Annotated in this window: 20 protein-coding genes; 15 read left to right on the top strand and 5 right to left on the bottom strand. The window is 63.8% G+C overall.

Translation table 11 applies throughout. The features are described from left to right. Window positions 1-145: 145 nt before the first annotated feature. The 4 genes from B5527_RS33845 to B5527_RS33830 all read left to right on the top strand — a co-directional run bounded on the left by B5527_RS33845 (window position 146) and on the right by B5527_RS33830 (window position 4,446). Window positions 146-1,960 (top strand): long-chain-acyl-CoA synthetase, encoded by a 1,815-nt coding sequence (locus B5527_RS33845; RefSeq protein WP_079605372.1) that lies wholly within the window; start codon window positions 146-148, stop codon window positions 1,958-1,960. Window positions 1,961-2,104: 144 nt separating this feature from the next. After that, the gene (locus tag B5527_RS33840) at window positions 2,105-2,350 is read left to right on the top strand and encodes an acyl carrier protein (RefSeq protein WP_079605371.1); all 246 of its coding nucleotides are present in this window, start codon (window positions 2,105-2,107) and stop codon (window positions 2,348-2,350) included. Further along, window positions 2,337-3,722, top strand: coding sequence for an ANL family adenylate-forming protein (locus tag B5527_RS33835; RefSeq protein WP_079605370.1), 1,386 nt, complete (start codon window positions 2,337-2,339; stop codon window positions 3,720-3,722). Before B5527_RS33840 ends, B5527_RS33835 begins: the two co-directional genes overlap by 14 nt. Next, on the top strand, window positions 3,715-4,446 hold the full coding sequence (locus B5527_RS33830) for an SDR family NAD(P)-dependent oxidoreductase (protein ID WP_079605369.1): 732 nt from the start codon (window positions 3,715-3,717) through the stop codon (window positions 4,444-4,446). The genes B5527_RS33835 and B5527_RS33830 overlap by 8 nt, the downstream gene beginning before the upstream one ends. Here B5527_RS33830 and ccmB read toward each other — a convergent pair whose 3' ends face one another. Then, window positions 4,447-5,115, bottom strand: a complete 669-nt coding sequence (gene ccmB, locus B5527_RS33825) for a heme exporter protein CcmB (protein WP_079605368.1) — start codon at window positions 5,113-5,115, stop codon at window positions 4,447-4,449. Window positions 5,116-5,380: 265 nt separating this feature from the next. Next, complete coding sequence (gene ccmA, locus B5527_RS33820) at window positions 5,381-5,983, bottom strand: heme ABC exporter ATP-binding protein CcmA (protein WP_079605367.1); 603 nt, start codon at window positions 5,981-5,983, stop codon at window positions 5,381-5,383. A gap of 232 nt (window positions 5,984-6,215) precedes the next feature. Between ccmA and htpG the strand changes: the two genes are divergently transcribed. From htpG to B5527_RS33805, 3 genes are all read left to right on the top strand, one after another. Next, window positions 6,216-8,099: a molecular chaperone HtpG gene (htpG, locus tag B5527_RS33815; protein WP_079605366.1), complete on the top strand. Its 1,884-nt coding sequence runs from the start codon at window positions 6,216-6,218 to the stop codon at window positions 8,097-8,099. Window positions 8,100-8,206: 107 nt separating this feature from the next. After that, window positions 8,207-9,313, top strand: coding sequence for a patatin-like phospholipase family protein (locus tag B5527_RS33810; RefSeq protein ID WP_079605365.1), 1,107 nt, complete (start codon window positions 8,207-8,209; stop codon window positions 9,311-9,313). Window positions 9,314-9,467: 154 nt separating this feature from the next. Next, entirely contained in the window at window positions 9,468-10,622 is a 1,155-nt protein-coding gene (locus B5527_RS33805) for a DUF3095 domain-containing protein (RefSeq protein WP_079605364.1), read from the top strand. 141 nt (window positions 10,623-10,763) lie between these two features. On the opposite strand, the gene B5527_RS33800 is transcribed toward B5527_RS33805, so the two are convergent. Together B5527_RS33800 and B5527_RS33795 are read right to left on the bottom strand one after the other, a co-directional pair. Next, the gene (locus B5527_RS33800) at window positions 10,764-11,201 is read right to left on the bottom strand and encodes a DUF2147 domain-containing protein (protein ID WP_079605363.1); all 438 of its coding nucleotides are present in this window, start codon (window positions 11,199-11,201) and stop codon (window positions 10,764-10,766) included. Window positions 11,202-11,351: 150 nt separating this feature from the next. Next, on the bottom strand, window positions 11,352-11,879 hold the full coding sequence (locus B5527_RS33795; protein ID WP_079605362.1) for a GNAT family N-acetyltransferase: 528 nt from the start codon (window positions 11,877-11,879) through the stop codon (window positions 11,352-11,354). Window positions 11,880-12,002: 123 nt separating this feature from the next. On the opposite strand from B5527_RS33795, the gene B5527_RS33790 reads away from it, so the two are divergent. The 8 genes from B5527_RS33790 to B5527_RS33755 all read left to right on the top strand — a co-directional run bounded on the left by B5527_RS33790 (window position 12,003) and on the right by B5527_RS33755 (window position 18,341). Further along, window positions 12,003-12,599, top strand: coding sequence for a superoxide dismutase (locus B5527_RS33790; RefSeq protein ID WP_079605361.1), 597 nt, complete (start codon window positions 12,003-12,005; stop codon window positions 12,597-12,599). A 223-nt stretch (window positions 12,600-12,822) separates the two neighbouring features. Next, on the top strand, window positions 12,823-13,023 hold the full coding sequence (locus tag B5527_RS33785; RefSeq protein WP_079605360.1) for a hypothetical protein: 201 nt from the start codon (window positions 12,823-12,825) through the stop codon (window positions 13,021-13,023). Window positions 13,024-13,025: 2 nt separating this feature from the next. Beyond that, on the top strand, window positions 13,026-13,784 hold the full coding sequence (locus tag B5527_RS33780; RefSeq protein WP_079605359.1) for a metal ABC transporter ATP-binding protein: 759 nt from the start codon (window positions 13,026-13,028) through the stop codon (window positions 13,782-13,784). A 5-nt stretch (window positions 13,785-13,789) separates the two neighbouring features. Continuing rightward, window positions 13,790-14,659 (top strand): metal ABC transporter permease, encoded by an 870-nt coding sequence (locus B5527_RS33775; RefSeq protein WP_079607711.1) that lies wholly within the window; start codon window positions 13,790-13,792, stop codon window positions 14,657-14,659. Between the two features lie 310 nt (window positions 14,660-14,969). Next, window positions 14,970-15,809, top strand: coding sequence for a metal ABC transporter substrate-binding protein (locus tag B5527_RS33770; RefSeq protein WP_245332781.1), 840 nt, complete (start codon window positions 14,970-14,972; stop codon window positions 15,807-15,809). 56 nt (window positions 15,810-15,865) lie between these two features. After that, window positions 15,866-16,915: a CobW family GTP-binding protein gene (locus B5527_RS33765; protein ID WP_079605357.1), complete on the top strand. Its 1,050-nt coding sequence runs from the start codon at window positions 15,866-15,868 to the stop codon at window positions 16,913-16,915. Further along, window positions 16,915-17,934 carry a WD40 repeat domain-containing protein gene (locus B5527_RS33760; RefSeq protein WP_079605356.1) on the top strand — a complete coding sequence of 340 codons (1,020 nt, stop codon included), beginning with the start codon at window positions 16,915-16,917 and terminating at the stop codon, window positions 17,932-17,934. The genes B5527_RS33765 and B5527_RS33760 overlap by 1 nt, the downstream gene beginning before the upstream one ends. Before the next feature lie 83 nt (window positions 17,935-18,017). Then, window positions 18,018-18,341 (top strand): hypothetical protein, encoded by a 324-nt coding sequence (locus B5527_RS33755; protein WP_079605355.1) that lies wholly within the window; start codon window positions 18,018-18,020, stop codon window positions 18,339-18,341. 133 nt (window positions 18,342-18,474) lie between these two features. On the opposite strand, the gene B5527_RS33750 is transcribed toward B5527_RS33755, so the two are convergent. Further along, window positions 18,475-19,908, bottom strand: a complete 1,434-nt coding sequence (locus B5527_RS33750; protein WP_079605354.1) for a homospermidine synthase — start codon at window positions 19,906-19,908, stop codon at window positions 18,475-18,477. Window positions 19,909-19,916 lie beyond the last annotated feature (8 nt).

The raw sequence follows: 19,916 nt of genomic DNA, 5'->3' as shown, positions 1-19,916 counted from the left end.
CGACCTTCGTTCTATCGTCATTCCATCAGGCGCCCCGACCGGGTCTATTTTGCGGAGCAGCAAGACGGCCTTTAACTCTGCTGGTTAACCCTTGGTCAGGCCGCCGCGATTATAAAGTTTCCGGGATATAACAAGCATTCAGGCCATGAACACTGACGCGATCGAACAATCGGCCGATAGCCTGCGTCCGCGCGCAAAACCGTCCGCCGCCAAAAGCTGGCTGAAGGCCATCGAACTGACGTCGCGCATCGAGGCCAATCCGTCTCGATTGTTCGCGGACGTCGTGGAGGACTGGGCGGCGCGGCAGCCGGATCGGGCCGCTCTGATATCGCAGGCCGAGACGTTCAGCTACCGCACACTCGCCGAGCGGATCAACCGTTACGCGCGCTGGGCGTTGGCGGCGGGAATTGAACCGGGCGATACGGTTTGCCTTCTGCTGCCGAGCCGGCCGGACTACATCGCCGCCTGGCTCGGCATCAGCAAGGTCGGCGGCGTCGCAGCGCTGATCAATACCAGGCTGGTCGGGCTGTCGCTGTCTCACTGCATCAATGTCGCCGATGCGGACCATGTCATTCTCGCCGGCGACCTTGCGGGCGTCTTCGAAACGGCGCTGCCGTATTTGAACCGGGCGCCGAAAATCTGGATCCATGGCCGCGGCGGCGAAGCAAGCATCGATCCAATGCTGGATGGAATCGATGGAAGCCCGCTGTCGCCAGCCGAGCGGCGCGCAGTCACTATCAGCGATCGGGCGCTATTGATCTATACCTCAGGCACAACCGGCCTGCCCAAGGCAGCCAGCGTCAGCCACCGGCGCATTCTGAATTGGGGCGGCTGGTTCGCCGGATTGACGAACGCGTCGCCGGAAGACCGCCTCTACGATTGCCTGCCGCTCTTTCACAGCGTCGGCGGCATCGTCGCGCCCTGCAGCATGCTGACCGCGGGAGCCTCGGTGGTGCTGGCGGAAAAGTTTTCCGCGAGCCAATTCTGGAGCGATATCGTGCGCTGGGATTGCACGCTGTTCCAGTATATCGGCGAACTCTGCCGCTATCTCCTGAAGGCGCCGGTATCTGAACTCGAAAACAGGCATCGGTTGCGGCTGGCGTGCGGTAATGGGCTGCGCGGCGATATCTGGGAAGCCTTTCAGGCGCGCTTCGCCATTCCCCGGATCCTCGAATTTTATGCCGCGACCGAAGGCAATTTCTCGCTTTACAACGTCGAGGGCAGGCCGGGCGCGATCGGGAGAATTCCGCCGCTGCTGGCCCATCGCTTTCCGGCGGCGATCGTTCGTCTCGACGCCGAACTGGGCGTGCCGGTTCGCGCGGAGAATGGTCTTTGCATTCCCTGCGCGCGCGGCGAAATCGGCGAGGCCATCGGCCGCATAGGCACCGCCGACGACGGCGGCGGCCGCTTCGAGGGCTATACCGACAAAGACGAGACCGAGAAGAAAATCCTGCGCGACGTGCTGGCGCCCGGCGACGCCTGGTTTCGTACCGGCGATCTGATGCGGCTCGATGAAAGCGGCTTTTTCCACTTTGTCGACCGGGTCGGAGACACCTTCCGCTGGAAAGGCGAGAATGTCGCGACCTCCGAAGTGAACGAAGCCATTCTGGATGGCCCTGACGTGATCGACGCCACGACCTATGGCGTGGAGATTCCCGGCGCCGACGGCCGCGCGGGAATGGCCGCCATCGTGGCCGGTGACCGCTTTGATCTGACGGAATTCCGCAATCATCTGTCGCGCCGGCTGCCGGCCTACGCCCACCCGGTTTTCGTCCGGATCAGCGCGGCGCTGGAGACCACCGAAACCTTCAAGCAAAAGAAACAGCAGTTGAGCCGCGAGGGATTCGATCCGCGGCTGGTGACGGACCCGCTGTTTCTCAGGGATCCGGAGTCCGGCGTCTACCTTCCGATCGGTGCAGCCGATTACGCGCGCATCGTGGACGGCAGGGTTCGACTATAGCTTACAGGTGTAATCGCAAATCCGCGGTTTCTCGGCGAGCATGCGTTTACCAACGCAGCCGAAAGATCGCCGAATGGCGGGCTTGCTTCATATTTTCGCTCTATCCTGCGCCTCTCCCGATTTAACGAGAAGGCGAAGCGATCCATGTCGATAAGGTTAAGGATTATTTCGGAAATGCAGCGGGTCGCCGGCGAGCAGCAAGTCACTTTGCCGCCGCTCGATGACGGTCTGTCGCTTCACGAAACCGGCTTCGATTCGCTCGGCTTCGCCATCCTGGTGGCGCGTCTGGAAGACGATCTCGGCATCGATCCGTTTACCATATCGGAGGACGCCGGCTTCCCTCTGACGATAGGCGACTTCATCAGGGCCTATGAAAATGTCCCCGCGTGAAGTCTTCGCGCTCCGCGACTATCTCGGTCCGGAGCTGAAGGGCCGCAGCATTTCGGATGCGCGGCAAATCGTGTCGCTGACCGACATTCTCGGAGAAACCTGCCTCGACGACCGCCTTGCCGAACTCGCCGGGCGGTCGGTGCTGCTGGCCGTTTCGGATCAGCTGACATCGGCCATCGCGATGACCGAACTCGACGGCGTCGCGCGGCGAATGCTGCTGTGTCCGCCCGATCTCAACGCCGATCACGTCAACACCCTGATCGAAGATGCCGATATCGATGCCGTCGTGACCGACCACCCGCCACGGTGGACGGACACGGAGGTGTATCTGATCGTGGCGGCCCGATCGCCCGCGCCCGCGCGCGCCAAGGCAAAAACCGGACGGGCGACGGAATGGCTGATGCTGACATCGGGCACGTCAGGGGTGCCGAAAATCGTGCGCCATACGCTGGAGGGATTAAGCGGCGCGATTGTCGCGGATGGTCCGGCGCGCGGCGCTGCGCCGGTTTGGGCGACCTTCTATGATATCAGGCGCTATGGCGGCCTTCAGATATTCTTGCGCGCCATCATTGGCGGCGGCTCGATGGTATTGTCGGAGCCGGGCGAGCCGATCGGCGATTACGTGGCGCGCCTGCAAGCGCGGGGCGTCTCGCACATATCGGGCACGCCGTCGCACTGGCGCAAACTTCTGATGAGCGGGGCGGTCGCGGGTTTCTCGCCGCGTTACGTTCGTTTGTCGGGGGAGATCGCCGACCAGGCGGTCCTCGACGGATTGAGCCGGGCCTTTCCCGCGGCCTCGATCGGTCATGCCTATGCGTCGACCGAGGCGGGCGTGGGCTTTGCCGTCAACGATGGCCTGGAGGGCTTTCCCGCCAGCATGCTCGGCAAGAGTCCCGACGGCGTCGAGATGAAAGTCGAGGACGGATCGCTGCGGATTCGCTCGACGCGGACCGCACATGCCTATGTCGGCCACAACGCGGCCGCCCTGACCGACGGTGAGGGATTCGTCGATACCGGCGACATGGTCGAGCGGCGCGGTGACCGCTATCACTTCGTCGGCCGGCGCGGCGGCATCATCAATATCGGCGGGCTGAAGGTTCACCCGGAGGAAATCGAGGCCGTCATCAACCGCCATGCCGAGGTGCGGATGTCGCGCGCCAGATCGCGGCGCAGCCCGATCACCGGCGCCATCGTGGTCGCCGATGTCATTCTGGCCGATGGCTGCGATACATCCCGCAGCGATGGAATCCGCGATAAAATTCTGACGGATTGTCGGACATCGCTGGCGCCTCACAAAGTGCCTGCCATGATCAAATTCGTCGCAGCGCTCGATATCACCGCGGCCGGCAAGCTGGCGCGACACGATGCATAACATCCTGGTCACCGGGGGAAGCCGTGGCATCGGCCTTGCCATCGCGCGAAGGCTGGCTGCGGCCGGCTACAACGTGATCGCGGTGGCGCGGCGCGAAAGCGACGAACTGCGCGAGGCCATCCGCCACATCAAGGACGGCAGCGGCGGCCTGCAGTTCAGGGCGTTCGACCTGAGCGAGGTCGATGCGATCCCGGCCTTTGTGAAGGGCTTGCGGGACCAGTTCGGCGCCATCTACGGCCTCGTCAACAACGCCGGCATCGGCACCGAGGGCCTGCTCGCCACCATGCACAACACCGAGATCGAGGCGCTGCTGCGTCTCAACACTTTGTCGCCGATCATTCTCACAAAATATATCGTGCGGCAGATGATGGCCGACGGCGCCGGCCGCATCATCAACATGTCGTCGATCATCGCAACGACCGGCTATAACGGCCTGTCCGTGTACGGCGCGACCAAGGCCGCGGCATCGGGCTTTACCCGGTCGCTGGCGCGCGAGGTCGGCAAGCTCGGGATCACCGTGAACGCGATTGCGCCGGGCTTTGTCGATACCGAATTGACGCAAGGCCTCGGGGAAGAACAGCGCAAACGCATCGCCGGCCGCAGCGCGTTGCGCCGGCTGCCGGAGCCCGACGATGTCGCCCGCATGGTGGAATATCTGCTCGGAGAGGGCGGCCGCAATGTCACCGGCACCGTCTTCACCATCGACGCCGGCAACACGGCGTGATCAGTCGAGGCCGTGCCGCAGGCTGGCGGCGGCAGCGAACGGTCCGATCACGAAGCTGACCAGCGACAGCGCGCACAGGATCGAGAACGGCGCGCCGAACGACGACGGGCCGCTGATCGCGGCCTGCGAGGCCGCCACGCCGAAGATCAGCACCGGGATCGACAGCGGCAGCACCAGCACCGCCAGCAACAATCCGCCGCGATGCAGCGTCACCGCCAGCGACGCGCCGATCATGCCGGTAAATGTCAGCGCCGGTGTTCCCGCCAGCAGCGTCAGCGCGACCGCCGACGTCGAAGCGGCGTCGAGATTGAGCAATAGCCCCAGCACCGGGGTGGCGATGATCAGCGGCAACCCGGCGGCCAGCCAGTGCGCCAGCGCTTTCGCGGCGCAGGCCAGTTCCAGCGGTGTCCGGCTCATCACGATCAGGTCGAGCGAGCCATCCTCGTGGTCGGCCGTGAACAGCCGGTCCAGCGTCAGCAGGCTTGCGAGCAGCGCGCCGAGCCAGAGAATTGCCGGCCCCAGCCGCGCCAACAATGCAAGATCGGGTCCGACCGCGAATGGCATCAGCACCACCACGGTGAGAAAAAACAGCACGCCGATCAGCGCCCCGCCGCCAACCCGCAGCGCGATCCGCAGATCCCGCCTGATCAGCGCGGCGACGGCGGTCATGCGGGGCACCGTTGTACGTGATTTTGCATCCTCTGATCTGACGGCAAGCACAGTCCGCTCCCTCTCCCCTTGTGGGGGAGGGCTGGGGAGGGGGGTAGCCACAAAAAAGGTGCGTCGGCCTTTTGAGAAAAGTCAAAGTGCAAACCGAAGCAGCACGTCGCGCGGCACCCCCCTCCCTGACCCCTGAGAGCGAGCTTCGCTCGTCTCGACCCCACAAGGGGGGAGGGAACGGATAGATTCGCGCTGAGCCGCAGGCCTTGCTTATTCATGTCGCGCCCCCGATCCGCAATTCCTTCGCGGGCAGCCCCAGCGGCGCGTGGGTGGCGGCGATGATCAGGCCGCCGCGCGCCAGATGATCAGCCATCACGGTGGCGAACAGGCTCTGTCCGGCCACGTCGAGCGCGTTGGTCGGCTCATCCAGCAGCCAGACCGGCCGCCGCACCGCCAGCAGCCGGGCGATCGACAGCCGCCGCCGCTGTCCGGCCGACAGATACGCCGCCGGCAGATGCGCGGCATGATCGAGCCCGACCGCGGCCAGGCCCGCCCCGGCATCGTCCGCCTCGCCGCCCAAAAACTCCCGCCAGAAGGCGAGGTTTTCCATCACGCTCAATGCGGGTTTCAGCGCGTCGCGGTGGCCGAGATAGTGGGCCTGTTCGGGCAGGGGCAGTTCGCTCTCGCCGCCCTCCAGCCGGATCGATCCATCCGACATCGTCAATAGCCCGGCAATCAGCCGCAGCAGCGAAGTCTTGCCCGCGCCATTGGGGCCGGTCACGGCCAGCGCCTCGCCCGACGAGGTCTCGAAATCGAGGGCTGAGAATACCTCCCGGCCGCCCCGCACGCACCTGACGCCGCATCCCAAGAGCCGCATTTGCCCTTCCCCGGCCCTTGCGATCGAACCCCGCTGTTCGGCGAGATTTGACGGCTGAAATTCGATTACCTGTCTCTTCGTGTAGCGGATGCACCAGCCGCGCGAAATAATAATTTAAAGCAAGCCTTTAAGCCGGGCTCCGCGGTGCGGCCGCGTCCGAACTTGCCAGCGAATGTGATATCGCTATATCGGATTTTTCCGCCACCTTGCCCGCCCGTTCAGCGAGATCGATATGACCGTCAATACCGACACATCAGCCGTTTCCCAGCCCTTCCAGGCCGAGGTCGCCGAATTGCTGCACCTGATGGTGCATTCGGTCTATTCGGAGACCGATATTTTCCTGCGTGAATTGATCTCGAACGCGTCGGACGCCTGCGACAAGCTGCGCTACGAGGCGATCGCCGCCCCCGACCTGATCGCCGACGGGGCGCCGCCGAAAATCCGCATTGCGCCCGACAAGAAGGCCGGCACGCTCAGCGTGATCGACAGCGGCATCGGGATGGACCGGCAGGAACTGATCGACAATCTCGGAACGATCGCGCGTTCGGGCACCAAATCCTTTCTGTCCCGCCTGACCGAGGCCAAGGACGGCGCCGGCCTGATCGGCCAGTTCGGGGTCGGATTTTATTCGGCGTTCATGGTCGCCGATCGCATCGTCGTCACCAGCCGCCGCGCCGGAACCGATCAGGTCTGGACCTGGTCGTCATCGGGCGGCAGCGGCTTTGAAATCGCCCCCGCAAGCGAGGAGGACGCCAGCCGCATCGCACGCGGAACCGAAATCGTGCTGCATCTGAAACAGGACGCGGCAAAATATCTCGAAACCTACGAGATCGAGCGCATCGTGCGCGCCTATTCCGACAACATCCAGTTTCCGATCGAGCTCAAGCCGGAAGATGGCGAACCGCGCCAGATCAATTCGGCGAGCGCGCTGTGGCAGCGCTCGAAATCGGAGCTGACGGCAGAAGATTATACCCAGGCCTACCGGGCGATCGCGGGCGCCTTCGACGATCCCGCGATGACGCTGCACTATCGCGCCGAAGGGCGTCAGTCCTATGCCGTGCTGTTGTTCGCGCCGTCGACAAAACCGTTCGATCTGTTCGAGCCGTCACGCAAGGGCAAGGTGAAACTCTATGTCCGCCGCGTCTTCATCGCCGACGATGCCGACCTGTTGCCCGGCTATCTCAGGTTCATCCGCGGCGTGATCGACAGCGAGGATCTTCCGCTCAATATTTCCCGCGAGATGCTGCAGAACAATCCGCAGCTCGCGCAAATCCGAAAGGCCGTGACCGGCCGCGTGATCGGCGAACTGGAAACCCTGGGCGAGAAGGAGCCGGAAGCTTTCGCCAAGATATGGGACGCATTCGGTCCGGTCATCAAGGAAGGAATCTGGGAGGATTTCGAGCGGCGCGAAAAATTGCTGGCGTTGTCGCGCTTCACCACGACCGCGGGCGAGCGGCGCTCGCTGAAGCAATACGCCGAAAGCCTGAAGCCGAACCAGACCGAGGTCTATTATCTCGTCGGCGACAGTCTCGACCGGCTGAAGTCGAATCCCAAGCTGGAATCGGCCAGTGCCCGTGGCATCGAGGTCTTGCTGCTGACCGATCCGGTCGACGCGTTCTGGACCTCGGCGCCGCTCGATTTCGGCGGCAAGCCGCTCAAATCGCTGAGCCAGGGCGACGTCGACTTCGGCCTGATCCCGCTGCTCGACGAACATGCCGACGACAAGAACAAGGAAAACTCCGGCACTGATGAGGCGGCGACCATCGCCGTGATCAAGGATACCCTCGGCGAGCGGGTGTCCGACGTGCGGGCGTCGCAGCGGCTGACCACCAGCGCCTCATGCCTGGTGGCCGGCGGCAATGCACGGGACCGTCAGCTCGAGCGTTTGCTGGCGCAGCAGAACAAGGGGGCCGGCGCCAAGCCGATCCTCGAAATCAATATGCGCCATCCCCTGGTCGCGGCGATCGCCGGCAACAAGGACGCCGCGGCAGACCTGTCGTTTCTGCTGCTGGAGCAGGCGCAAATCCTCGACGGCGAATTGCCCGAAGATCCTGCCGCCTTCGCCAATCGTCTGAATCAACTGGTGCTGCGCGGGCTGTCGAAAACGGAAGGGTAACCGATCTGACAGATCGGTCGGCCGCTTCGAGATAGATGAGATCGGAATCGGAATAGACACCCCAAAACTGTCTGACTAAGCTTGGCGCATAGCGGGGGGAAGCGCACGTGCCATTTGGGTCCGAAGGAGTTAAGCCGGGCATTGCTCTCGCCCTGTCAGGGGGAGGGTTTCGCGCTACGCTGTTTCATATCGGCTCATGCTGGCGTCTGACCGAGCTCGGGATCTTGCCGAAACTGACGCGTGTCTCCAGCGTATCCGGAGGCTCGATTTTTGCGGGCGTCCTCGCCGCCGCATGGGAGCGCCTGATCGCGTCTCCCGATATCGCGCATTACCAGGAGCTTGTCGTGGATCCGCTGCGGGCATTCTGCAAGCAACAAATCGATTCCGTCGCCATCGGTGAGGGCCTGCTGACGCCATGGAAGTCCGTGAGCGACGTGATTGCGGCCAAATACCAGGAGCTTTTTCCGATCGGCCTCAATCAGCTGCCCGATACGCCGACGTTTGTGTTCAATGCGACGAACCTGCAGACCGGCCGCGACTTCCGCTTCTCCAAAGCCTATATGGGCGATTATCTGCTCGGACTGATCCCGACGCCGAGCCTGCCGCTGGCCAAGGCCGTCGCCGCTTCGAGCGCCTTCCCGCCCTTTCTTTCGCCGGTCATCCTCGATTCCCCGGGGGTATTCGAAGCGGTCGACGGCGCTATCTACAGCGGAAATCCAGCCTATACCGCACGGCTCTTTTTGACCGACGGCGGCGTCTACGACAATCTTGGTCTCGAGACCGTGTGGAATCGCTGCCAGAACGTGCTGGTCAGCGACGCCGGCGCCCCGTTCGACGCCGGCGCGACCGTCGAGACCGATTGGGTGAAGCAGACACTTCGCGCGCTCAGCATCGCGACCGATCAATCCCGCGGCTTGCGCAAGCGCGCGCTGATCGCTGATTTCACCAACAAGGCCCGTGGGGGCGGATATTGGGGGATCGCGACCGACATCGCGAACTATCATCTGAGCGATGCGCTGCCCTGCAGCGACGCCCTGGTGAAACCGCTCGCCACGATCCGCACCCGGCTGAACCCGTTCAGCAATATCGAACAGGAGCAGCTGATCAACTGGGGCTATGCGCTCTGCGATGCCGCGGTCCGCGCGCACGCGCCCGAGATCATCGGCACCCAGAAAGCACCGGCTTGGCCCTGTCCGGCACATCCCCTGAGTTGAGGAATGTGGGACTTGCGTTGCCGGCGCGTAGCGGCACCATGCCATTCGAGGACGCTTGCAGCGTCCCGGCTCGGGCGCCGGTAAACGAAACCGAATTTCAAACCCCGCCGTATCTGTTTGACGATCTCTCAAAGATCCGGATCGCCCCGCGCCCATGACCACGTCCGCCACCAGCGATAGCTTCTACAGCGGCATCCCGGTCTTTCGCGGCTTCGGCAGCCTGATGGACCCGGCGCTGTATTCGCCGCTGCCGGACAACTGGAGCATCGGCGTTGCCGATATCGTGGAATCCACCAGGGCGATCGCGGAAGCGCGCTACAAGGCGGTCAACATGGCCGGCGCTTCGGTCATCGCGGCGGTCGCCAACGCGCTGGAAGGGCGCGAATTTCCGTTCGTGTTCGGCGGCGACGGCGCGAGCTTTGCGGTGTCGCCCGACGATCTCGCGCGCACCGGCGAGGCGCTGGCGGCAAGTGCGATCTGGGTTGAGGAGAGCCTCAATCTGGTAATGCGGGTCGCGCTGGTGCCGATCGCCGCGGTGCGCGCGCAGGGCCTGGATGTTCGCGTCGCCCGGTTCGGGCCGTCGCCGAATTTGTCCTATGCGATGTTTTCCGGCGGCGGTCTCGGCTGGGCCGAAGCCGCGATGAAGCGCGGCGAGTTCGCCGTGCCGAAGGCATCATCAGGCACGCAGCCCGATCTCACCGGGCTATCGTGCCGGTTCGAGGAAATTCCTTCCGTGCGCGGTCTCATTCTCTCGGTACTGGTGGTGCCGGCTCGCGGCGCCGATCCGCTGCTCTTTCGCAAGGTGATCGAAGACGTCATCGCGCTGGTCGAGCGCAGCCCGGAAGCGGGACGACCGGTGCCGCCGGGCGGCCCGTCGCTGCGATGGCCGCCTGCCGGCGCCGATTTCGAGGCGCGCGCCGCGCGCGGCGGATCGCTGTTGAAGCGCCGCGCTGTCGTGCTCGCCCGCACGCTGTTCGTCTACCTCGTCATGCGCTTCGGCATCAGCGTCGGCGGCTTCGTGCCGAAAACCTATGTGCAGCAAGTGGTGGAGAATTCCGACTTCCGCAAATACGACGACGGACTGCGCATGGTGCTGGATTGCACGCCTGAACTGGAGCGCGCGCTGACCCAGCGCCTGGCCGTGGCGGCCGCGGCTGGTAGCGTGCGATATGGGGTCCACCGGCAGGACGCGGCGATGATGACCTGCTTTACGCCGTCGGCGCTGCGCAGCGATCACGTCCACTTCATCGACGGCGCGCGCGGGGGCTACGCCTCGGCGGCGACCGCGCTGAAGGCGACGCTGGCCTGATTTAGGACGTTCCTCATGGTGAGGAGGCGCTCTTGCGCCGTCTCGAACCATGAGGCCACGACGCGCCCATCCTTCGAGACGCGGCGAAGACGCCGCTCCTCAGGATAAGGAGGAAAAGATCGAACGTCTTTTCATGGTCGCTCACCGCGCCGACCGTGTCCAGTTTTCGCCGCCGCAGAGCGCACCGACGCAGCCCTCGACTTTCAGCGTGTCCGGACCCGATATCGAGACGTTGCTGGCATAGCTGTTGCCGTCGTCGGCATTGTAGATCTGGCCGGACCATCGGTTTGGACCCGAGGGCCGCATGCCGGAAAACAGCGGCAGCCCGATCATTGGACGCCTTGCCAAAGACGGGTTGGGATTCTTGTTGTCGACCTCTGGTTTTCCGGTGGCGGGATTGATCGGATTTCTCAGCCAGACCACGACGCCGCAAATGCCACCGCCGCATCGGCTGACGCGGACCTTGGCGTCGCCCGCCTGGGTCAGCCAGATACCGCTGACCTCGCCACTGGCCTGCGCGTTCGCCGCCCCCAGCAGCGCCATCAGAATCGCAATCGTGAAGCCTGATCTGCAAGCCATAATGGCCCCCGAAAAAAGGAGGCCTGCATAGCAGCAAATCCAATTTCTGCAATGCCATATCGGCGGGCCGCGCGAGGCGAAAAGCAATGGATTATGAGCACGGATGACGAGCCAGGGTGGGCCGGCCAGCGTCCTCCGGGCCAGGCACGATCACCAGGGCAAACCGCAGAGGTCGATGACGCCCTCACGCGGGGCGCGCCTGAAATCGAATACAAAAGGCGCCATTGCCTCGAAGCGAATTTTGCCGCCGGGCTGCTCGGCTTGGATTTCGCCGGTGAAGGGATGCCAGCCGCGCGACTGATAAAATGCGAAATTGTGCGGTTCGCAGAACAGCAGCGCGAATTGGACGGCTTCGTGATCGCGCATGGTCTGGATGGCCGCACCGAGCGCGACGCCGGCATAGCCGCGGCGGCGACAGTCGGCGCGGGTCGAAACCCCGCCGATGCCGCCGATCTGAAACTTGCGTCCATTCCAGGTGATGGTCCGGAAATAGATGCCGACATGACAGGCCAGACCGCCCGAAGGCGCTTCGATCAGCACGCGCAGATCGGGATCGGCCCACTCAATGTGGCCCCAAGGCTGTTTCTCGACGACATGGCGCGGCCAGACCGCCTTGAACAGCGGCTCTGCGATCGACCACGACGCGTCTCCATTCAAAATGTCGATTTCGATGCCCATTCAACTGCTCAGCTCTGCCGCACGGGACCCTGATCGCCCCAAATTGCGGTGTTTAAGACCGGTGGAACCTTCTATAAGGGTTCCCGTTAAGCCACAGTCTCCCATCATTGCGGACATCACCCCATGACCTTCACGCTTCCCAATCTGCCTTACGCTTATGACGCGCTTGCGCCCCATATGTCGAAGGAAACCCTGGAATACCACCACGACAAGCATCACCAGGCCTACGTGACCAACGGAAACAACGCGATCAAGGGGACCGAATTCGAGGGCAAGTCCCTTGAGGAGATCGTGAAAGGTTCGTTCGGCAAGAACGCGGCCGTGTTCAACAACGCCGGCCAGCACTTCAACCACTTGCATTTCTGGAGCTGGATGAAGCCCAACGGCGGCGGCAGCAAACTGCCCGGCCGGCTGGAAAAGAAGATCACCGAGGACCTCGGCGGACTGGACAAGTTCAAGACCGATTTCGCCGCCGCCGGCGTCGGCCAGTTCGGCTCCGGCTGGGCCTGGCTGTCGGTGAAGAACGGCAAGCTCGAAATCTCCAAGACGCCCAACGGCGAAAACCCGCTGGTGCATGGCGCCACGCCGATCCTTGGCGTCGACGTCTGGGAGCATTCCTATTACATCGATTATCGCAATCGCCGGCCGGACTATCTGAAGGCGTTTGTCGATCACCTCGTGAACTGGGAATATGTCGACCAGCTGTTCTCGAAGGCCTGATACCGATCCGGCAATCCATTCTGGGGCGGCAGCATCGTGCTGCCGCCCTTTCGTTTGTCTGGCAGCTTCATGACCCCCGCGGGGACCCCCGCGCTTGTCGTCGCCGTGAGACCAACCAGATTTAGCCTCGTCATTACGCGCCAGACGCGCTTCGGCATCCGAACCTAGCCGTAGAGCCTGCGCGTCGGTAGACTTCCGTTATGTTATAATATAACATCGTTGGATGGCTTTTTCTGACCCCCACAGCCACGGACATGACCACAGTCACGGGCGCGTGCACGCGCACAGCCACGGCCCGGCTTCGCCGCATCCGGCGCAAGCGGCACCCTGGTCGATCCTGCGTATGACCGTGGCCGCGCGGCTCGGCGCGGCGCTCGGGGTCAGCGCCGTCCTGTGGGGCGTCGTCTGGCTTTCGATGAGGTGAGCATGGCCGCGCAGTTGCAATTCCGCGATGTCACGCTGGGCTACGACCGGCATCCGGCGGTGCATCACCTCAACGGCGAGGTCGGCTCCGGCGCGCTGCTCGCGATCGTCGGCCCGAACGGCGCCGGCAAATCGACGCTGTTTCGCGGCATCGTCGGGATCCTCAAGCCGCTGGCGGGCGCAATCGCGCTGGGCGACCTCAACGTCCGCGACATCGCCTATCTGCCGCAGACGGCGGACATCGACCGCAGCTTTCCGATCTCGGTGTACGATTTCGTCGGCACCGGGTTGTGGCGCTTTATCGGTTTCTTCGGCGGCATGGGCAACGCCGCGCGCGGCAAGATTGCGCAGGCGCTCGCCGCGGTGGGCCTCAACGGCTTCGAGAACCGTCCCATCGGCACGCTGTCCGGCGGGCAGATGCAGCGCCTGCTGTTTGCGCGGGTGCTGTTGCAGGACGCGCGCCTGATCGTGCTCGACGAGCCCTTCAACGCCATCGACGCCAAGACGTCGGCCGATCTGCTGGCGCTGGTGCGGCGCTGGCACGCCGAAAAGCGCACGGTGCTGGCGGCGCTGCACGACATGGACCTGGTGCGCGCGAATTTTCCGGAAACCCTGCTGCTGGCGCGGGGGCCGGTGGCCTGGGGCTTAACCGCCGAGGTGCTGACAACAGACAATCTCACGGAAGCGCGGCGGATGTGCGAAGCGTTCGACGACAGCGCCGCCGCCTGCGCCGTCGATCACATGCCGTCGCGGGCCGCCTGATCGTGATCATCCATGATGCGCTGATCGCGCCCTTCACCGAATTCGAATTCATGCGCCGGGCGCTGGCGGCGGTGATCGCGCTTTCGCTGGGCGGCGCGCCGATCGGCGTGTTCCTGATGCTGCGACGCATGAGCCTGGTCGGCGACGCCATGGCGCACGCGATCCTGCCGGGGGCCGCGATCGGTTTCCTGCTCTCGGGCCTCAATCTGTTTGCGATGACCACGGGCGGATTGATCGCGGGCTTTACCGTGGCGATATTGGCGGGCGTGGTCGCGCGCACCACCGAACTGAAGGAAGATGCTTCTCTCGCCACCTTCTACCTGGTGTCGCTCGCGCTCGGCGTGACCATCGTTTCGATCAAGGGCACCAATATCGATCTCTTGCATGTGCTGTTTGGCAACATCCTGGCGATGGACGACCCGACGCTGCTGGTGATCGCGGTCAACGCCACCATCACGTTGATCGTGCTGGCGGTGATCTACCGTCCGCTGGTGATCGAGAGCGTCGACCCGGTGTTCCTGCGCACGGTCAGCCGGGCCGGCGCGCCCTCGCATCTGGCGTTTCTCGCGCTCGTCGTCATCAACCTGGTCAACGGCTTCCAGGCGCTCGGCACCCTGCTGGCGGTTGGGCTGATGATCCTGCCCGCCGGCATCGCGCGGTTCTGGTCGCGCGATATCACCGGCATGATCTGCATCGCGGTCGTGAGCGCGATGCTGTCGGGCTATGCGGGACTCGTGCTGTCGTTTCAAACGCGGGTGCCGTCGGGTCCGGCCATCATTCTGGTGGCGGCGGTGCTGTATGTCGGCTCGGTGCTGTTCGGCAGCGTCAGCGGCCTGGTCAGGCAGATGTTCCCCGGCCGCCATCTCGAGGCATAGAGGTGGTTATAAATTGAGACCGTCGGATCCAAGTGCTCGATGCCACCTCTCCCCTTGTGGGAGAGCAAAGGCCGCCTCCGGCGGCCGTCCTTGGAAAAGAACGCCGAAGCTATGCTTCGGCTATGTCGCATCGCCAGATGCGATCCGGGTGAGGGGTTGCGGACTATCGATAGACCTGAACCCCTCACCCCAACCCTCTCCCACAAGGGGAGAGGGGGCTCACCGCCGTTGCCGCTATAGCCGGCTCAATTCTCATTCAGTTTTTATAAAGCGGGCTCTCGAGGCGTGGCTTGTCTGTTTCTGTCTCGCGCTGACCGCTATCGGGTGCCCCGCGCGCGCGCAGGATCCGATCAACGTCGTCGCCAGCTTTTCCATCCTCGGCGATTTCGTTCGCAATGTCGGCGGCGCGCGCGTCAGCGTCACGACGCTGGTCGGTCCCGATGGCGACGTGCACGTCTACACGCCGGCGCCGGCGGATGCCAAAGAGATCGCGGACGCCAGACTCATGGTCATTAACGGCCTCGGTCTGGAAGGCTGGCTGCCGCGGCTGCTGCAATCCGCGGGCAGCAAGGCACCCATTGTCACCGCGACCAAGGGCATCGCGCCGCTCAGGGCCGGTACGTCAGCCGATCCGCATGCCTGGCAATCGGTCGCCAACGCCAAGGTTTATGTCGCCAATATTCGCGACGCGCTTGTTGCCGCCGACCCCGCGGACGCCGGGGTTTTCCGTGCCAATGCGGAAACCTACCTGGCCAAACTGGATGCGCTCGACCGTGAGGTGCGCGAGGCCGTGGCGCAAATCCCGGAAAGCCGCCGCAAGGTGATCTCCACCCATGATGCCTTCGCCTATTTCGCGTCAGCCTATGGCATCGAATTCATCGCGCCGGAGGGCGTTTCCACCGAATCCGAGGCCAGCGCGCGCGACATCGCCGGTATCATCACCCAGATCAGGACGTCCAAAGTCCCGGCGGTCTTCCTTGAAAATATCAGCGATGACAGGCTGATGCGGCGGATTGCCGCCGAGACCGGCGACAGGATCGGCGGAACGCTGTATTCCGACAGCCTGACCGGTGAAAAGGGCGGGGCCCCCACTTACATTGATATGGTCAGGCACAATATAAAGGCGCTGACCGACGCGCTTGCCAATTAGGGCAGGGGCCCTCCCTGTTGCCGGCGCGCCTGCCAAGTGCCGTTTTCGGAGTAACTATGCCAGAATTGACCTCCCAGAAAATTCCCGTGACCGTGCTGACCGGCTATCTCGGCGCCGGCAAGACCACGCTGCTGAACCGGATTCTGTCGGAAAACCACGGCAAGAAATACGCCGTGATCGTCAACGAATTCGGCGAGATCGGCATCGACAACGATCTGATCATCGGCGCCGACGAAGAAGTCTTCGAGATGAACAATGGCTGCATCTGCTGCACCGTGCGCGGCGATCTCGTCCGCATCCTCGACGGCTTGATGAGGCGCAAGGGTAAATTCGACGCCATTATCGTCGAAACCACCGGCCTTGCCGACCCGGCGCCGGTGGCGCAGACCTTCTTCGTCGACGAGGACGTGCAGAAGAACGCCCGGCTCGACGCGGTCGTGACGGTGGCCGATGCGAAATGGCTCAGCGACCGGCTGAAGGACGCGCCGGAAGCCAAGAACCAGATCGCGTTCGCCGATGTCATCGTGCTCAACAAGACCGACCTCGTCACCAAGGCCGAACTCAACGAGGTCGAGGCGCGGATCCGCGCCATCAACCCCTATGCCAAGCTGCACCGCACCGAGCGCTGCCAGGTCGCGCTGTCGGATGTGCTGGAGCGCGGCGCGTTCGATCTCGATCGAATCCTGGAGATCGAGCCGGAGTTTCTCGACGGCGGCGACGGCCACGATCACGATCATCACCACCACGGCCATGATCATGACCACGATCACGGCCATAGCCATAACGGCCTCAAGCACTACCACGACGAGGATATGCAATCGCTGTCGCTGCGCTCGGACAAGCCGCTCGATGCCACCAAGTTCATGCCCTGGCTGCAGGACCTGGTCGCCAGCGAGGGCCAGAAGATTTTGCGCTCGAAGGGGATTCTCGCCTTCACCGACGACGACGACCGCTACGTCTTTCAGGGCGTGCACATGATGCTGGAAGGCGATCACCAGCGGGCCTGGAAGGACGGCGAAGCGCGCGAGAGCCGCCTCGTCTTCATTGGCCGCGAATTGCCGGAGCAGACCATCCGCGACGGCTTCGAGCGCTGTATCACCACGTGATGAAAGAGTTCGATCCCGGCGATAATTCGGCTTCCATCGTTTCGGTCACCGACAAGGTGCGCCCGCTGGCGATCGGCATGCCCGTCACCTCGGTGCATTTTCTCGGCGAGGTCGCGGCCTTTGTCGGCGCCGAGGAAAGCGTTGCCATGGTCAGCGGCGAGGGCGGGATCTCGCCTGTCGCGGTTCATGGCGGCGGCATCCTGTGCGCAGCCTCCGACGGCAAGCGCATCGTCATGGGTGGCGACGACGGCAAGCTGGTGGCGCTGGATGCGAAAGGCGAGGTCGCGCTGCTCGCGACCGATTCAAAACGGCGCTGGATTGACAATGTCGCCCTCCATCCCGATGGCGCGGTGGCATGGTCGGCCGGCAAGACCGCCTTTGTCCGCAGCGGCAAAGCTGAGGAAAAATCCTTCGAGGTACCCTCGACGGTCGGGGGTCTTGCGTTCGCTCCGAAAGGGATGCGGCTTGCGATCGCGCATTACAACGGCGTGACCTTGTGGTTTCCCAACATGGCGGCGACGGCCGAAGTGCTGGAGTGGGCCGGCTCGCATCTCGGCGTCACCTTCAGCCCGGACAACAAGTTTCTGGTGACCTCTATGCATGAGCCGGCGCTGCATGGCTGGCGGCTGGCCGATACCAGGCATATGCGCATGACCGGCTATCCCGGCCGCGTCAGGTCGCTGTCCTGGAGCGCGGGCGGCAAGGCGCTGGCTACGTCAGGCGCCGACAGCGTGATCCTGTGGCCGTTCGCCAGCAAGGACGGCCCGATGGGCAAGGAGCCCGCGATGCTGGCGCCGCTGCAGGCGCGGGTTTCCATGGTCGCCTGCCATCCGAAGCAGGATATCCTCGCCGCGGGTTACGGCGATGGCACCATCCTGATGGTGCGGCTGACCGACGGCGCCGAGATTCTGGTGCGCAGGAATGGCGGCGCGCAAGTCGCGGCGCTGGCCTGGAACAGCAAAGGCACGCTGCTGGCGTTTGCCGCCGAAGACGGCGACGCCGGGCTGCTGGCGCTTTAGCGGCCTTCGTTGTTTGCCGGTTCCCCGGGGAACAATGCGTTCCAGCGGCCGTTGATCTCGCACAACGAGAAGCGGTGAACGAGATGTCTCTCGACAAAAAACGCGCCTTCAGGCGGGATATGCTGATCGCCTCCGTGCTGCTCGCGGCCGGGTTCGGCGTATCGATCGTTTCGATGGCCCAGCTCAAGGCCGGCGACACGCAGATGGCGCAGGCGACGCAGCCGCTGCAGTCGTCTCCCTCGACCCCGAATAACGCCCCTGCCGAGTCGAAGCCCGGCGGCGAGCGCCCGACCACGCCGGCGCCCGAGCCGGCCCACCCCGATGCGAAGGCGCAGAAGGATGGCGCGACGGCGGCGTTGCCGCCCGCTCCCGCTGAAAAGACCGCGCCGCCGATCAAGGAGAGATAGTTTTTAGCGAGCGCGATTATCCGGGTTCGTCATGGCCGGGCTTGTCCCGGCCATCCACGTCTTGGCTCAAGGAAGAAAGACGTGGATGCCCGGCACAAGGCCGGGCATGACGAACGATGGTTTGTTGCCGCTCTCACCGCACCAGCACGTTGCGGAATTGCCAGGGATCGCCGCTGTCGATGTCTTCGGGAAACAATCCCGGCCGGTCGCTCAGCGGCGTCCAGTCGGTGTAAAAACCCTTCACCGGGCCGAGATACGGCATCTGGATTTCAAGGCAGCGGCGGAAGTCCATCTCGTCGGCCTCGACGATCCCGGCGGTGGGATTTTCCAGCGCCCACACCATGCCGGCGAGCACGGCCGACGACACCTGCATGCCGGTGGCGTTCTGGTAGGGCGCGACCTCGCGGGTTTCCTCGATCGAGAGCTGCGATCCGTACCAGTAGGCGTTCTTGCTGTGACCATAAATCAGGACGCCGAGCTCGTCGATGCCGTCCTCGATCTCGTTCTCGTCCAGGATGTGCCATTTCGGCTGCATCTTGCCGGTGGCGCCGAACATCTCGTGCAGCGACAACACCGCGTCGTTGGCGGGGTGATAGGCGTAATGGCAGGTCGGCCGGTACACTACCCGCTGGCCGTCGCGCACCGTGAAATAGTCGGCGATCGAGATCGACTCGTTATGGGTGACCAGGAAGCCGTATTGCGCGCCCGGCGTCGGACACCATGAGCGCACGCGGGTGTTGGCGCCGGGCTGCAGCAGATAGATCGCGGCGTCGCAGCCATGGTCGTGGGTGCGGCCATTGTCCGGCATCCATTTTTCGTGGGTGCCCCAGCCGAGTTCGGCCGGCTGCATGCCCTCGGAGACAAAGCCTTCCACCGACCAGGTGTTGACGAACACGTTCATCGGTTTCGGCTTCTTGGAGCGCTGGGTGTCGCGCTCGGCGATATGGATGCCCTTGACGCCGAGCTTGTGCGCGAGCTGGCCCCAGCCTTCCCGGCCTTTCGGCTCGTTATGGGGTGTATCGGTATCGCGGGCGATGTCGAGCAGCGCCTGCTTGACGAACCATGACACCATGCCGGGATTGGCGCCGCAGGTCGACACCGCGGTGGTCCCGCCCGGGCTGCCGTGCTTGGCCGCCAGCAGCGTCTCGCGCAACGCGTAATTGGAGCGCTTTTCCGGGCCGATATTCTTGTCGAAATAAAAGCCGAGCCACGGCTCCACGACGGTGTCGATGTAGAGCGCGCCGATCTCCCGGCACAGGGTCATGATGTCGACCGAGGAGGTGTCCACCGACAGATTGACGCAAAATCCCTGACCGCCGCCGGCGGTCAACAGCGGCACCAGCACCTCGCGATAATTGTCGCGGGTGATGGCCTGCTTGATGAAGCGCACGCCGTGCGCTTTGGCGATCTCGCCATCCTCATGCGGGTCGATGATGACGAGGCGCGATTTGTCATAGGCAAAATGCCGTTCGATCAGCGGCAAGGTGCCTTTGCCGATCGAGCCGAAGCCGATCATGACAATGGGGCCGGAAATTTTCGCGTGGATCTGCCGGTCGGGCGGGCTCATGGATGGGG

This window comes from Bradyrhizobium erythrophlei (assembly GCF_900129425.1).
Taxonomy (GTDB): Bacteria; Pseudomonadota; Alphaproteobacteria; order Rhizobiales; family Xanthobacteraceae; genus Bradyrhizobium; species Bradyrhizobium erythrophlei_C.
Note: the sequence above shows the minus strand (reverse complement) of the source record. Positions and strands in the feature narration are given on the sequence as shown.